The sequence below is a fragment of the Pseudomonas sp. GM49 genome (genome assembly GCF_000282355.1).
In the GTDB taxonomy this organism is placed as follows: domain Bacteria; phylum Pseudomonadota; class Gammaproteobacteria; order Pseudomonadales; family Pseudomonadaceae; genus Aquipseudomonas.
Window position 1 is genome coordinate 25,974 of sequence record NZ_AKJL01000024.1, and the last position, 11,854, is coordinate 37,827.

General features: G+C 61.2%; 13 protein-coding genes. 8 read left to right on the top strand and 5 right to left on the bottom strand.

Features of this window, described 5'->3' with window-relative positions; genetic code table 11:
• Positions 1–2: 2 nt before the first annotated feature.
• A complete protein-coding gene (locus PMI29_RS26715; RefSeq protein ID WP_007975817.1) occupies positions 3–806 on the top strand; it encodes an ABC transporter permease in 804 nt (267 codons plus the stop codon).
• Complete coding sequence (locus PMI29_RS26710) at positions 794–1,627, top strand: ABC transporter ATP-binding protein (protein WP_007994023.1); 834 nt, start codon at positions 794–796, stop codon at positions 1,625–1,627. Before PMI29_RS26715 ends, PMI29_RS26710 begins: the two co-directional genes overlap by 13 nt.
• 202 nt (positions 1,628–1,829) lie before the next feature.
• Here PMI29_RS26710 and PMI29_RS26705 read toward each other — a convergent pair whose 3' ends face one another.
• A complete protein-coding gene (locus PMI29_RS26705; RefSeq protein WP_007994024.1) occupies positions 1,830–2,909 on the bottom strand; it encodes an endonuclease/exonuclease/phosphatase family protein in 1,080 nt (359 codons plus the stop codon).
• Positions 2,910–2,975: 66 nt separating this feature from the next.
• A complete protein-coding gene (locus PMI29_RS26700) occupies positions 2,976–3,650 on the bottom strand; it encodes a YciC family protein (RefSeq protein WP_007994025.1) in 675 nt (224 codons plus the stop codon).
• 178 nt (positions 3,651–3,828) lie between these two features.
• Here PMI29_RS26700 and PMI29_RS26695 point away from each other — a divergent pair, with 178 nt between their 5' ends.
• From PMI29_RS26695 to PMI29_RS26685, 3 genes are all read left to right on the top strand, one after another.
• On the top strand, positions 3,829–4,605 hold the full coding sequence (locus PMI29_RS26695) for a DUF2076 domain-containing protein (RefSeq protein ID WP_007994026.1): 777 nt from the start codon (positions 3,829–3,831) through the stop codon (positions 4,603–4,605).
• Positions 4,606–4,730: 125 nt separating this feature from the next.
• A complete protein-coding gene (locus PMI29_RS26690) occupies positions 4,731–5,210 on the top strand; it encodes a LabA-like NYN domain-containing protein (protein ID WP_007990686.1) in 480 nt (159 codons plus the stop codon).
• Positions 5,211–5,232: 22 nt separating this feature from the next.
• Positions 5,233–5,838 carry a 3'-5' exonuclease gene (locus PMI29_RS26685; RefSeq protein ID WP_007994027.1) on the top strand — a complete coding sequence of 202 codons (606 nt, stop codon included), beginning with the start codon at positions 5,233–5,235 and terminating at the stop codon, positions 5,836–5,838.
• Positions 5,839–5,975: 137 nt separating this feature from the next.
• Here PMI29_RS26685 and PMI29_RS26680 read toward each other — a convergent pair whose 3' ends face one another.
• A complete protein-coding gene (locus PMI29_RS26680; protein ID WP_007994028.1) occupies positions 5,976–6,431 on the bottom strand; it encodes an Lrp/AsnC family transcriptional regulator in 456 nt (151 codons plus the stop codon).
• A gap of 163 nt (positions 6,432–6,594) precedes the next feature.
• Here PMI29_RS26680 and yedA point away from each other — a divergent pair, with 163 nt between their 5' ends.
• Together yedA and PMI29_RS26670 are read left to right on the top strand one after the other, a co-directional pair.
• Positions 6,595–7,524, top strand: a complete 930-nt coding sequence (gene yedA, locus PMI29_RS26675; RefSeq protein WP_007990691.1) for a drug/metabolite exporter YedA — start codon at positions 6,595–6,597, stop codon at positions 7,522–7,524.
• Positions 7,525–7,602: 78 nt separating this feature from the next.
• A complete protein-coding gene (locus PMI29_RS26670; RefSeq protein WP_007994030.1) occupies positions 7,603–8,943 on the top strand; it encodes a DEAD/DEAH box helicase in 1,341 nt (446 codons plus the stop codon).
• A 116-nt stretch (positions 8,944–9,059) separates the two neighbouring features.
• Here the strand turns inward: PMI29_RS26670 and PMI29_RS26665 are convergent, their stop codons facing one another.
• On the bottom strand, positions 9,060–10,301 hold the full coding sequence (locus tag PMI29_RS26665) for a TIGR03862 family flavoprotein (protein WP_007994031.1): 1,242 nt from the start codon (positions 10,299–10,301) through the stop codon (positions 9,060–9,062).
• A 280-nt stretch (positions 10,302–10,581) separates the two neighbouring features.
• Positions 10,582–11,502 (bottom strand): histone deacetylase family protein, encoded by a 921-nt coding sequence (locus tag PMI29_RS26660; protein WP_033051961.1) that lies wholly within the window; start codon positions 11,500–11,502, stop codon positions 10,582–10,584.
• A 79-nt stretch (positions 11,503–11,581) separates the two neighbouring features.
• On the opposite strand from PMI29_RS26660, the gene PMI29_RS26655 reads away from it, so the two are divergent.
• On the top strand, positions 11,582–11,854 hold a 273-nt coding region (locus tag PMI29_RS26655), incomplete at its 3' end, for a GNAT family N-acetyltransferase (RefSeq protein ID WP_007994036.1).

Consider the following 11,854-nt stretch of genomic DNA (forward strand, 5'->3'; position numbering starts at 1 on the left):
GCATGTTCAAGCGCAATTCATGGCTGAGCCGATGCATCACGCCCAAGACCGGCCTGCCGGTGTCGGTGATCTGGAGCGCGAGCGGTCTGGCCTGGGTGCTGCTGGTCGGCCTGTGGGCCGGCTTGTCCTACGGTGGCGTGGTGCCGGGCATGTTCCTGCCCACACCGGGCGCGGTGGTCGAGGCCGCCGTACGCCTCGGTCGCGACGGCACCCTCGGCCAGCATGTGTGGGCCAGCGTCGAAGTGGTGATGGTCGGTTTCATCGTGTCGTCCCTGGTGGCCGTGCCGCTGGGACTGTTGATGGGCAGCTTCCGCATTGTCCAGGCGTTCCTGGAGCCGATGGTCAACTTCATCCGCTATTTGCCGGTGACCTCGTTCGTACCGCTGTTCATCCTGTGGATCGGCATCGGTCTGGAACAGCGGGTTTCGGTGATCATCTTCGGCGTGTTCTTCCAGCAACTGGTGATGATCGCGGACGTGTCCAAAGGTATTTCCAAGGACCTGATCAATGCCTCCTATACCCTCGGTTCCAATCGCCGCGATGCGGTGCTGCATGTGATCGCCCCGGCTTCCCTGCCAGGCGTACTCGACACCCTGCGCGTGACCATGGGCTGGGCCTGGACTTACCTGGTGGTGGCTGAACTGGTCGCCGCTTCCAGTGGCCTGGGTTACCTGAGCCTCAAGGCCATGCGTGGCTTCCAGGTGGATGTGATTTTCCTCGCCATCGCGATCATCGGCCTGCTGGGCCTGGTCACCGATCAACTGTTCCGTTTTCTCCGTCTGAGGATCACCGCATGGGCTCAGTAACCGCCGCCACTCATCGTTTTGTCGCTCCTCAGATTGCCCCGGTGAACGCACCACGGCTGCAAGTGGACAAGGTCAGCCTGCGTTACAAGAAGCCCGATGGCGGAACCTTTACCGCGTTACAGGAGGTGTCGTTCGAGGTGCCGGACCAGCAATTCGCTGTGCTGGTGGGGCCTTCGGGCTGCGGCAAGTCGAGCCTGCTGTACCTCACCGCCGGCCTGGCCGAACCGACCTCGGGCGAGATTTACGTCGGCGGCCAACAGGTGGAAGGCCCCGGTGCGGATCGCGGCATGGTGTTCCAGAGCTACACGCTGTTCCCATGGCTGACCGTGCGGCAGAACGTCGAGTTCGGCCTCAAGCGTCGCGGCATGCCGGCGGCGCAACGCAAGGACATAGTCGACTACTACGTCAATGAAGTGGGCCTGAGCGGCTTTGCCGACAACTACGCCAAGCAGTTATCCGGCGGGATGATGCAGCGTGTCGCCATTGCCCGCGCGCTGGCCAATGACCCGCAGATCCTGCTGATGGACGAACCCTTCGGTGCCCTCGACAGCCAGACGCGCCTGCAAATGCAGCAGTTGTTGCTGCGGGTGTGGGGCAACAGCAAGAAGACCGTGTTGTTCGTGACCCACGACATCGACGAGGCGATTCTGCTCGGCGACCGGGTCTATGTCATGGGCGCCAGGCCTGGGCGGATCAAGCAGATCCTCGATGTGCCGATCGAGCGTCCGCGGAACCTGGACATGGTCATGGAGCGCTCGTTCATCGAGATGAAGCGCGAGATCTTCGGGCTGCTGCATGATGATCTGGAAGAGGTGCATTAAACCTGATTCGAGCCGATGCACCATCCCTGTGGGAGCGAGCCTTTGTGGCGAGGGGGCTTGCCCCCGTTCGGCTGCGCAGCAGTCGTAATCTGGCCGATTTACTGTTTCTGATAAATCATGGTTGCTGCAAATGGGGCCGCTTCGCAGCCCAACGGGGGCAAGCCCCCTCGCCACACAAGCCCGGAGCCTACAGGTTTATGTATCAGGGCGCAGCCGGCAACAGGAACCGGGCAATCACCGGCAAGTGATCGGAGATACGCAATGTATCGTCTTGCCTCACCATGGCTTCGACCCGTTTGATCCGCGGACTGTAGAACAGGTAATCGACGGTCCGGTCCGGGCCGTTCAGCCCGGGATCGTTCGGGTAATGCGTCAGCCAGCGCTCGCGGTCGATACCACTGGATTCGTGGTTGGTCGGGATCATCGGGTACTTGTCCCACAGCACATGCAACGCACTGTCGGCGGAGTAGGGTGTGCGTTGCACATCGGGCAGGCGTCGATACTGGCCCAGCGGCAACAGGTTGAAATCCCCACCGATCAGCCACGGCGTGCCACGGCTTTCGAATTTATCGAGGGCCCTGGCCACGGCGTTCACCTGGGTTTGCAAGGTATTGTCGACTTGGGTGGCGCGGTCCAGATGGGTATTGAGCACCGCCAGCTGCCCGCCATCACTCAACGGCAAGTAGCTCACCAGCAATGCGTCTCTGGGTTTGAACTGGCGGCTGACCGGATTGCCCGAGGCGACGGGCAGTTGCAGGCGTTCGGCATGTTCGATCTGGTAACGGCTCAGGGTTGCCAGTTGCCGACCGACGCTGCCGAAAATGTGCGGGTTCGGCACGAAGTCGGCCTTCCAGTCGAAGGCGCTGGTGCCACACGGATACAAGTCGGCGAGCCGTTCCTGCAGCAGTTTGAACTGGTGCTGGTAATCGCTGGCCTTGGCGCCGTCGTCCAGCTCCTGCAACAGCACGATGTCCGGTTGTTCGTCGCGAATCACCCGCGCCACTTCGTCAAGGCTGAAGGCCATGTCTTCCGCTGTGGGGCGTTCGTCGGTGCCGGCGGCCAGGTCATTCCAGAACACGTAACGCTTGCCGGCCAGGTACTGGACGTTCCAGGTCATCACCTTCAGCGCCTGCCCGGGGACCAGGGTGGGTGCCTGGGCACTGCAACTGACTGGCAAAACTTCTTTGGTGTCGGGGCGCCAGGTCAGGCTGTAGATCGTCACGGCGATCAGACCGGTCACGATCAGCAGGCCCAGCAGGGTGTAGCGCAGTAGACGGGTCATGGCTCGGCTTATTGGCGTTACAAAATTGTTCCCGAGCATACCCGAGAGCGATGGTCGCGCCCTGGGTCAGAGCGAGCTGTCATTTCTCTCAGGCAACGGGTTGATCAGCATGAACAAACGGAACAGCACCACGCTGGTAAACAGCTGCAGGAAACTGTGGGCGCTGTCGATCAGCAGCGAAATCACCGGGTTTTGCGGTTCCGGATACACCGCCAGGGTCGCCCCCTTGAGCAACCACAACGGCCCCATCACACACAGAATGCACAGCAGGATGCGCAGAAAGTGACCTTGGGTCATGCGCAGGCTTTCCTTCATGGCCGCCAGCGGCGCCAGGCCTCGCAACACCAGCAGATACTCACCAAACGCCAGGGTCACCATCAGGTAGATACCCGGCAGGAAGTACAGCGACAGGCCGAGCAGAATCAGCACGGTATTGAGTGCCGTCAGCAGGGCGAAGCGTGGCCACAGGCTTGCTGCCATCGCCAGCAGGTCGCGGTTGCGCGGCGACTCGCCCCGGCTGCGGGCGTCGAGAAACAGAATCAGCGCGGCGGTGTACAGCGGGTACACCAGCAGGCCGACAATCACGCTGATGCCGGGGAAACTGTCCGGCTCCGTGGAGTGGTCGACCACTTGTTGCAGCAGCGCCTCAAGCATCACCAGCGGCAGGCACAGTTGCACGATCTGGCCCAGATTGCGCTTGAAGAAATACAGCGAGTCACGCAGGACATCTAACGGATTCATCAGTTGGTATCGCAGGTTGGAAGCAGTGGCTCACTTTAACCGATCAAACGCTCGGGGACGCAAACGTAAACGTTCGGTAAAGGTCATTGAAACATCTTGTTTCAGCCTCCATTAAGGTTGAGCACCTTATCCTCAGTGGATAAAGGCAACGATTTTTCCGGCAATCTACGAGGTCGCCATGAACAGCGAAGAACAAACCCTGATCGATGGACTGTTTTCCCGGCTGCAACAGGCCGAAACGGACTCAGCCCCGCGCGACGCCCAGGCCGAGGCGCGGATCAAGGAACACCTGACGCGCCAGCCTGCGGCAGGCTATTTCATGACCCAGGCGATTCTGGTGCAAGAGGCGGCGATCAAGAGCCTCGACGAGCAGAACCAGCAACTGACCCGGCAAGTCCAGCAATTGCAGGCCGAGCTGCAACAGGCCAAGGCTCAGGCAACCCCGGCTCCGGCACCGGGTAGCGGTGGCTTTTTGTCGAGCATCTTTGGCGGCAGCTCTCGTGAGCCACAGCCGGCACCCACCCAGAGCGCACCGCCATCGAGCGGTGGCTGGCGTGAGCCGGGGCGTTCGTCGTTTGGCGCACCACCGCCCCAACAGAACTTCGGCGCCCCGCAGCAAAACTTTCCACAGCAGGGCTATGCACCCCAGCAACAGGCCCCGGCAGCGGTCGGCAGCAGTTTCCTCGGTGGTGCGCTGAAAACCGCTGCTGGCGTGGCGGGTGGCGTGATGCTGGCTCAAGGCATCAGCAGCCTGTTCCATCACAATCAGCAACCGGAAATCGTTGAAGTCATCAAGGAAGAGCCGGCCCAGGTCAACGACCAGGGCAACAATGGCTGGGGCGATGACCAGCGCATGGCTGGTAACGATTCCTACAGCAACGATCAGAGCGGGTTCAGCGACGCTGACTACAGCGATGACTCGTTATTCGGCGGCGACGACGATTCCTTCGTCTGACACACCTGTGGCGAGGGAGCTTGCTCCCTCGCCACATAGCCGATTATTCGCGGAACAATCCTTCGGGCTGGCATACTGGGCGACTTCTCGGGCCTGGTGCCTGATTCAGCCTTTGAGGAAAGCCGGTGAAAAAAATCGCAGTGTTCGCCGATGTCCAGAACCTCTACTACACCGTGCGTCAGGCCTATGGTTGTCACTTCAACTACGCCGCGCTGTGGGCTGACATCAGCAAACAGGGCGAGATCGTCGAAGCCTACGCCTACGCCATCGACCGTGGCGACAGCAAACAGCAGCAGTTCCAGCAGATCCTGCGCAACCTTGGTTTCACCGTGAAGCTCAAGCCATACATCCAGCGCAGTGATGGTTCGGCCAAGGGCGACTGGGACGTGGGCATCACCCTCGACATCATGGATGCAGCCGATCATGTCGACGAAATCGTGCTGGCCTCCGGCGATGGCGATTTCGACATGCTGCTCGAACGCATCATCAGCAAACATGGCGTGCAAGCGGTGGCCTACGGCGTACCGGGCCTGACCGCCAACTCGCTGATCCGCGCCGCCAGCCGCTACGTGCCAATCGAAGGCGCGTTGCTGCTCAAGAATTGATTTTTACGGAGTTGAACCAGGTTTGGAACGCATAGCAGTCATTGACTTTGAAACCACCGGGATCTCCCCGAGCAGCAGCTGCCGGGCCACGGAAATTGCCGTGGTGATCCTTGAGCAGGGGCGCATCGTCGAGCGTTACCAAAGCCTGATGAACGCCGGCGTCCGCGTCCCTGCCTTCATCGAGCAGCTCACCGGCATCAGCAACGCCATGCTGCGCACCGCGCCGTCGGCAGAGCAGGTGATGAACGAAGTGAATGAATTCGTCGGCACCACGCCGTTGCTGGCGCACAACGCGGCATTCGACCAGAAGTTCTGGGACTTCGAACTGGGGCGAATCAAACGCACCCGATTGCAGAACTTTGCCTGTTCGCTGCTTTTGGCCCGGCGCCTGATGCCCGCCGCGCCGAACCACAAACTCGGCACCCTCACCACGTTTGCCAACCTGCCCCACACCGGCAAGGCCCACCGGGCCATGGCCGATGCCGAGATGGCCGCCAACCTGATGGCGCACCTGGAGGAAGAGTTGCTCCAGAAGCATGGTTTGCGCGAGCTATCCCATGACCTGCTGTGCAAGTTGCAGAAGGTGCCAGCGGCGAAAGTGGGCGAGCATCTCAAGCGTTATCGCTGATCCCGAACACACCGCAAATCCCCTGTAGGAGCGAGCCTGCTCGCGATGAACCCGAGAACAGTGCGGGGTGTCAGGTTTCCCGCGTTATCGTCGGCGACCATCGCGAGCAGGCTCGCTCCTACAGGTTCCGCGTTCGATCAAAGCTTGCCATTCCCTTCGATATGCCCCAACGGCACCCGCTTCTCTATCGCACTCGACAGCACAATCGACGTCTTGCTAAACCCGAACGTGGCAATCCGATTAATCAACTCTTCCAGCTCTGGCATCGAGCCCACCGCCGCTTGCATGATCACGCAGGGATCGCCGGTTACCCGATGGCATTCGGTCAATTGCGGGATTTTGATCAGGTCGTCGTAGGCTTTTTGGTTGCCGTGCTGGTTCAGGCGCAGTTCGATCACGCACTGAATCGGCAGGCCGAGCTTGGCCATGTCGACTTTCGCCTGATAACCGGTGATCACGCCGCTGGCTTCCAGTTTGGCCACGCGCTCGGCCACGGCCGGGGCGGACAGGTTGACCTTGCGCGCCAGGTCGGCGTACGACGCGCGACCGTTTTCCAGCAGGGCGCTGAGCAGCATGCGGTCGTATTTGTCCATGGGACGACTCCTGAAAATGACTGGCTTTCGAAAACACGGTTTATCGCAAGAAACTCCGTGTTTTGAAAAGTTTACCGGTGCGATAAACAGGTTTTGTAACTTATTTTCCGCCGTTGGCCTTTCTAGAATAGCCGTTCACTTGTCTTGCCTGCGAGCTGCCCCCATGCCTGGCCCACGTCGCTTTCCCTTGCCACTGATCGCCGCCTTCTTCGCGCTGTACGTGATTTGGGGCTCGACCTACCTGGTGATTCGCATCGGCGTGGAATATTGGCCGCCGCTGCTGCTCGCCGGGATCCGTTTCGTCATCGCCGGGACCTTGATGTACGCCTTCCTGCGCTGGCGCGGGGCGCCCGCGCCGACCTGGGCGCAGTGGAAAGCCGCCGGGGTCATCGGCGTGTTGCTGCTCGCCTGTGGTAATGGCGCGGTCAGTGTCGCCGAGCACACCGGTGTGGCTTCCGGTGTCGCCGCGTTGGCGGTGGCGACGGTGCCGCTGTTTACCTTGCTCTGTGGATATTTCTGGGGCGCGCGTAATACCCGTCTCGAATGGGCCGGGATTGTGCTCGGGTTGATCGGCATTGCCATGCTCAATCTTGGCTCCAACCTGCAATCGAGTCCGTTGGGCGCGGCGTTGTTGATTTTCGCGGCAGCGACCTGGGCCTTCGGTTCGGTCTGGAGCAAACACTTGCCGCTGCCCCAAGGCGCGATGGCCAGTGCCGTGGAAATGCTGGTGGGTGGCGTGGTGCTGCTGATCGGCAGTGCGGTCAGTGGTGAACACCTGGAGAAAGTGCCGCCGATCGAAGGCTGGGCCGCGCTGGCTTACCTGACCGTCTTCGGTTCGATCATCGCCTTCAACGCCTACATGTATCTGTTGAAACACGTGCGCCCGGCGGCGGCCACCAGTTATGCCTACGTCAACCCGGCGGTGGCAGTGTTGCTGGGGATCGTGTTCGTCGGTGAAACCATCGGCATCGAAGAAGCCCTGGCGATGGCGGTGATCATCAGTGCCGTGGTGCTGATCGGATTGCCGCAGTGGCGTCGGGCGCCGGTAAAGCCTGTGGTGACGGTGGTGCCGACAGAATCCCGTGTGAATTAGGGTAAACTGCGCGCCATTGCATCTCGTTTTGCACACTTGTTTTGAACAACCCGCGCTGATTTTTCCTACGGTACTCCCATGACTTTCGCCACCCTTGGCCTGATCGAACCCTTGCTGCGCTCCCTCGAGACGCTCGGCTACCAGACTCCGACGCCGGTTCAGGCGCAAGCCATTCCGGCGGTGCTGGCCGGTCGCGACCTGATGGCCGCCGCCCAGACCGGCACCGGCAAGACCGCCGGTTTTGCCCTGCCGCTGTTGCAACTGCTGGCCTTGGAAGGGCCGAAAGTCACCGCCAACTCGGTACGCGCGCTGATCCTGGTGCCGACCCGCGAGCTGGCCGAGCAGGTTCACGAAGCCGTGCGCCAGTACGCCGAGAACCTGCCGTTGCGCACGTATGCGGTGTACGGCGGCGTCAGCATCAACCCGCAAATGATGAAGCTGCGCAGCGGTGTCGACCTGTTGGTGGCGACCCCGGGCCGCTTGCTCGACCTGTTCCGCCAGAACGCGCTGAAGTTCAACCAGTTGCAAACCCTGGTTCTGGACGAAGCCGATCGCATGCTCGACCTGGGCTTTTCCGAGGAGCTGGCGAACATTTACCGCGCGCTGCCGAAAAAACGCCAGACGCTGCTGTTCTCCGCGACTTTCTCCGACGACATCCGCCTGCTGGCCGGGCAGATGCTCAACGACCCGTTGAGCATCGAAGTCAGCCCGCGCAACGTCGCGGCCAACACCGTCAAGCAATGGATCGTGACGGTGGACAAGAAGCGCAAGCCGGAGCTGTTCGTGCACCTGATGCGCAAGGGCAAGTGGAAGCAGGTGCTGGTGTTCGCCAAGACGCGCAACGGTGTGGACGCGCTGGTGGAGAAACTTCAGGGCCTGGGCATCAATGCCGACGGCATCCACGGCGACAAACCCCAGGCGACCCGTCAGCGCGCACTGGACCGTTTCAAGGCAAGTGAAGTGCAGATCCTGGTCGCCACCGACGTCGCCGCCCGTGGTCTGGACATCGAGGACTTGCCGCTGGTGGTCAACTTCGACCTGCCGATCGTGGCCGAGGACTATATCCACCGCATCGGTCGTACCGGCCGCGCGGGTTCGACCGGTGAGGCGATTTCCCTGGTGTGCGCCGATGAAGTGAATCTGCTGTCGGCCATCGAGATGCTGACCCGCCAGACCCTGAAGCGTCAGAACGAGCCGGACTTCGAGCCTGAGCACCGGGTGCCGGATACCGATGCCAGTGGTCAGGTAGTCAAGAAACCGAAAAAACCGAAGAAGCCCAAGGCTTCCGGCGGTGGCGGTGGTAAACGCAATCTTGGCAAGTGGGTGGATAGCGGAGAGGTTGCGCCGGCGGAGCCTTCGATCAAGCCTGTGCGCAAAGTGCCGGTGTTCAATACCGGGCCGCGTAAGCGCAAACCTTAAGATACGCAGCGTTAATTAAGCCGCCTTCGCGAGCAAGCCCGCTCCCACAGGGGATTTGTGCACGACACAGACCCAGTGTGGGAGCGGGCTTGCTCGCGAAGGGGGCGCCTTGGTTTTCAAGCCTGGCGCTTCAGCCACTCCACCATCCCCAACCCCGCCGCTTGCCCACTGGCGAAACACGCGGTCAGTAGATAACCGCCCGTCGGCGCTTCCCAATCAAGCATTTCCCCGGCGCAAAACACGCCAGGCATTTGCTTGAGCATCAAGCGCTCATCCATCGCCTCGAACAACACGCCGCCCGCGCTGCTGATGGCCTCGTCCAGTGGACGGGTTTTCATCAGTGTCAGAGGTAATGCCTTGATCGCGTTGGCCAGCAAGGCCATATCGGCGAAGCACCCGGCGCTGGTCAGTTCACGCAATAGCGCCGCTTTTACCCCATCGATGCCCAACTGATTGTGCAGGTGTTTGGCCATGGAGCGCGATCCCCGGGGCTTGCTCAACGCCGCCTGAACTTTATCCACAGGCCGGCCGGGCAGCAGGTCCAGATGAATCGTTGCCGAACCGTGCCGGTTGATTGCTTCGCGGATGGGGGCCGACAGGGCGTAGATCAAACTGCCCTCGATCCCGGTGGCGGTGATCACACATTCGCCGAGTCGGGGCACGTCATCGTTGAGACCGATGGCGATATTTTTCAGCGGCGCGCCGGCGAATTTGCTGACCATCAATTCGCTCCAGGCCTGCACCTCGAAGCCGCAATTGCTCGGTTGCAACGGCGCCAGTCCTACACCGTGCTGCTCCAGTGGCTGCATCCATGCGCCGTCAGAGCCCAGGCGCGACCAACTGCCGCCACCGAGGGCCAGCAGGGTGGCATCGGCTTGAACGGTCTTCTCGCCTTCCGGGCTGTCGATGCGCAATCCGCCAAGCTCGTCCCAGCCCAACCAGCGGTGGCGGGTGTGGATAACTACGCCGCTGTCGCGCAGGCGCTTGAGCCAGGCGCGTAGCAGCGGCGCGGCTTTCATGTCGGTGGGGAACACCCGGCCGGAGCTGCCGACGAAGGTTTCGATACCTAGCTCGTGAATCCACTGGCACAGCGCTTCGGCACCGAAGCCGCGCAGCAGCGGGGCGATCTGCGGGGCGCGTTCGGCGTAGCGCGAGAGAAACGCCGGGTAGGCTTCGGAGTGAGTGATGTTCATGCCGCCGACCCCAGCCAGCAGGAATTTTCGCCCGACCGAAGGCATACCGTCGTACAGGTAGACCTTGATCCCGGCCTGGCTCAACACTTCAGCGGCCATCAAACCGGCAGGGCCGCCGCCGATGATGGCGACGCGGGAAGGGGAGGCGGTTGAGGGCTGGGTCATGATGAGAGCTGCGGCATGGCTGGATAAGCCGCGCATTCTAGCAGCCCGAATCCCTGTGGGAGCGAGCTTGCTCGCGATAGCAGTGTGTCAGATACATAGGCGTTGAGTGTGCCGACGTCATCGCGAGCAAGCTCGCTCCCACATTTGAGCTGTGGTGTTTTCAGCGGTGGTTAAAAAACAATCAGGATTCTGCAACCCATGGCCCGTGAGGGCTGTAAGCCCTTTCACTCAGGTTATCCACAGGCAGTTCCACAGGCATTGTGGGTAAAGCATCCACAGCTCAATGACAACCTGATGACTGCCAGACGCGCTGCGCACTGTGATGAAGGATGCCGTGACGGCGGGCCAGGGCCTGGCGGTCCTTGCTGTAGCCGCCGCCGATCACCCCGACCAGCGGAATGTCGCGGCCCAGGCAATGGCGCATCACACTTTCATCGCGGGCGGCGACGCCTTCGTCTGTCAGCTTCAGATAACCCAGGGCGTCGTCCTTATGCACATCGACCCCGGCGTCATACAACACCAGATCCGGCTGGTAGAGCGGCAGCAGGTAGTTGAGTGCATCGTCCACCACTTTCAGGTAGTCGGCATCGCCCATGCCGTTGGGCAGCGGAATGTCCCAATCACTTTCGGCTTTGCGTGCGGGAAAGTTCTTCTCGCAGTGCAGGGAAACGGTCACCGCCTCTGGAGTGTTGTGCAGTATTCGTGCAGTCCCGTCGCCCTGATGCACGTCGCAATCGAAGATCAGCACCCGATTCACCCGACCACTTTCCAGCAGGTAATGGCTGATCACCGCCAGGTCGTTGAAGATGCAGAACCCGGCCGGGTAGTCGTAGTGCGCGTGGTGGGTGCCGCCCGCCAGGTGACAGGCCAGGCCATGTTCCAGCGCCTGCTCGGCCGCCAGCAACGAGCCACCGACCGCCCGCACCGTACGCCGGGCCAGGGCTTCATTCCAGGGCAGGCCTAGGCGGCGCTGGTCTTCGCGGGATAGTTCGCCACTCATGTAGCGTTCGATATACGAAGGGTCATGGGCGAGAGCGAGAATGTCTGCGGGACACAATTCCGGGCGCAACAGGTCGGCGTCGCGGGTCAGGCCACTGTTCACCAGGTGATCGCGCAACAGGCGAAACTTGTCCATGGGGAAGCGGTGGTCCGCCGGAAACTCGGGGCTGTAGTCTTCGTGATAAATCAGCGGGAGCGGCATGATGATTTCATTCAGGAATGAGAGACGGATCCTACCAGCGTTGTAGAATTGCGACATTGAAATGGAGGGGCGGGGCACGATGGAGCCAATTCTGGAGCTTGAAAGTGCACGACTGCTGTTGCGCCAGTGGCGTGATGAAGATTTGCCGGAGTTTGCGGCGATGTGTGCCGATCCGCAGGTCATGCGCTACTTCCCGGCGATCATGAGCCGACTGGAAAGCGCATCATTGATCGGGCGAATTCGTGGTCATTTCGCCGAGCATGGTTATGGTCTCTGGGCCTTGCAGCGAAAAGACTCTGGCCAATTCATCGGATTTACCGGGCTCAGCGTGGTCGGATTCGACGCGCCTTTC

Coding starts and splice junctions, on each gene's coding strand:
- PMI29_RS26715 (WP_007975817.1), top strand. CDS start 3: ATGTTCAAGCGCAATTCATGGCTGAGCCGATGCATCACGCCCAAGACC.
- PMI29_RS26710 (WP_007994023.1), top strand. CDS start 794: ATGGGCTCAGTAACCGCCGCCACTCATCGTTTTGTCGCTCCTCAGATT.
- PMI29_RS26705 (WP_007994024.1), bottom strand. CDS start 2,909: ATGACCCGTCTACTGCGCTACACCCTGCTGGGCCTGCTGATCGTGACC.
- PMI29_RS26700 (WP_007994025.1), bottom strand. CDS start 3,650: ATGAATCCGTTAGATGTCCTGCGTGACTCGCTGTATTTCTTCAAGCGC.
- PMI29_RS26695 (WP_007994026.1), top strand. CDS start 3,829: ATGAACAGCGAAGAACAAACCCTGATCGATGGACTGTTTTCCCGGCTG.
- PMI29_RS26680 (WP_007994028.1), bottom strand. CDS start 6,431: ATGGACAAATACGACCGCATGCTGCTCAGCGCCCTGCTGGAAAACGGT.
- yedA (WP_007990691.1), top strand. CDS start 6,595: ATGCCTGGCCCACGTCGCTTTCCCTTGCCACTGATCGCCGCCTTCTTC.
- PMI29_RS26670 (WP_007994030.1), top strand. CDS start 7,603: ATGACTTTCGCCACCCTTGGCCTGATCGAACCCTTGCTGCGCTCCCTC.
- PMI29_RS26665 (WP_007994031.1), bottom strand. CDS start 10,301: ATGACCCAGCCCTCAACCGCCTCCCCTTCCCGCGTCGCCATCATCGGC.
- PMI29_RS26660 (WP_033051961.1), bottom strand. CDS start 11,502: ATGCCGCTCCCGCTGATTTATCACGAAGACTACAGCCCCGAGTTTCCG.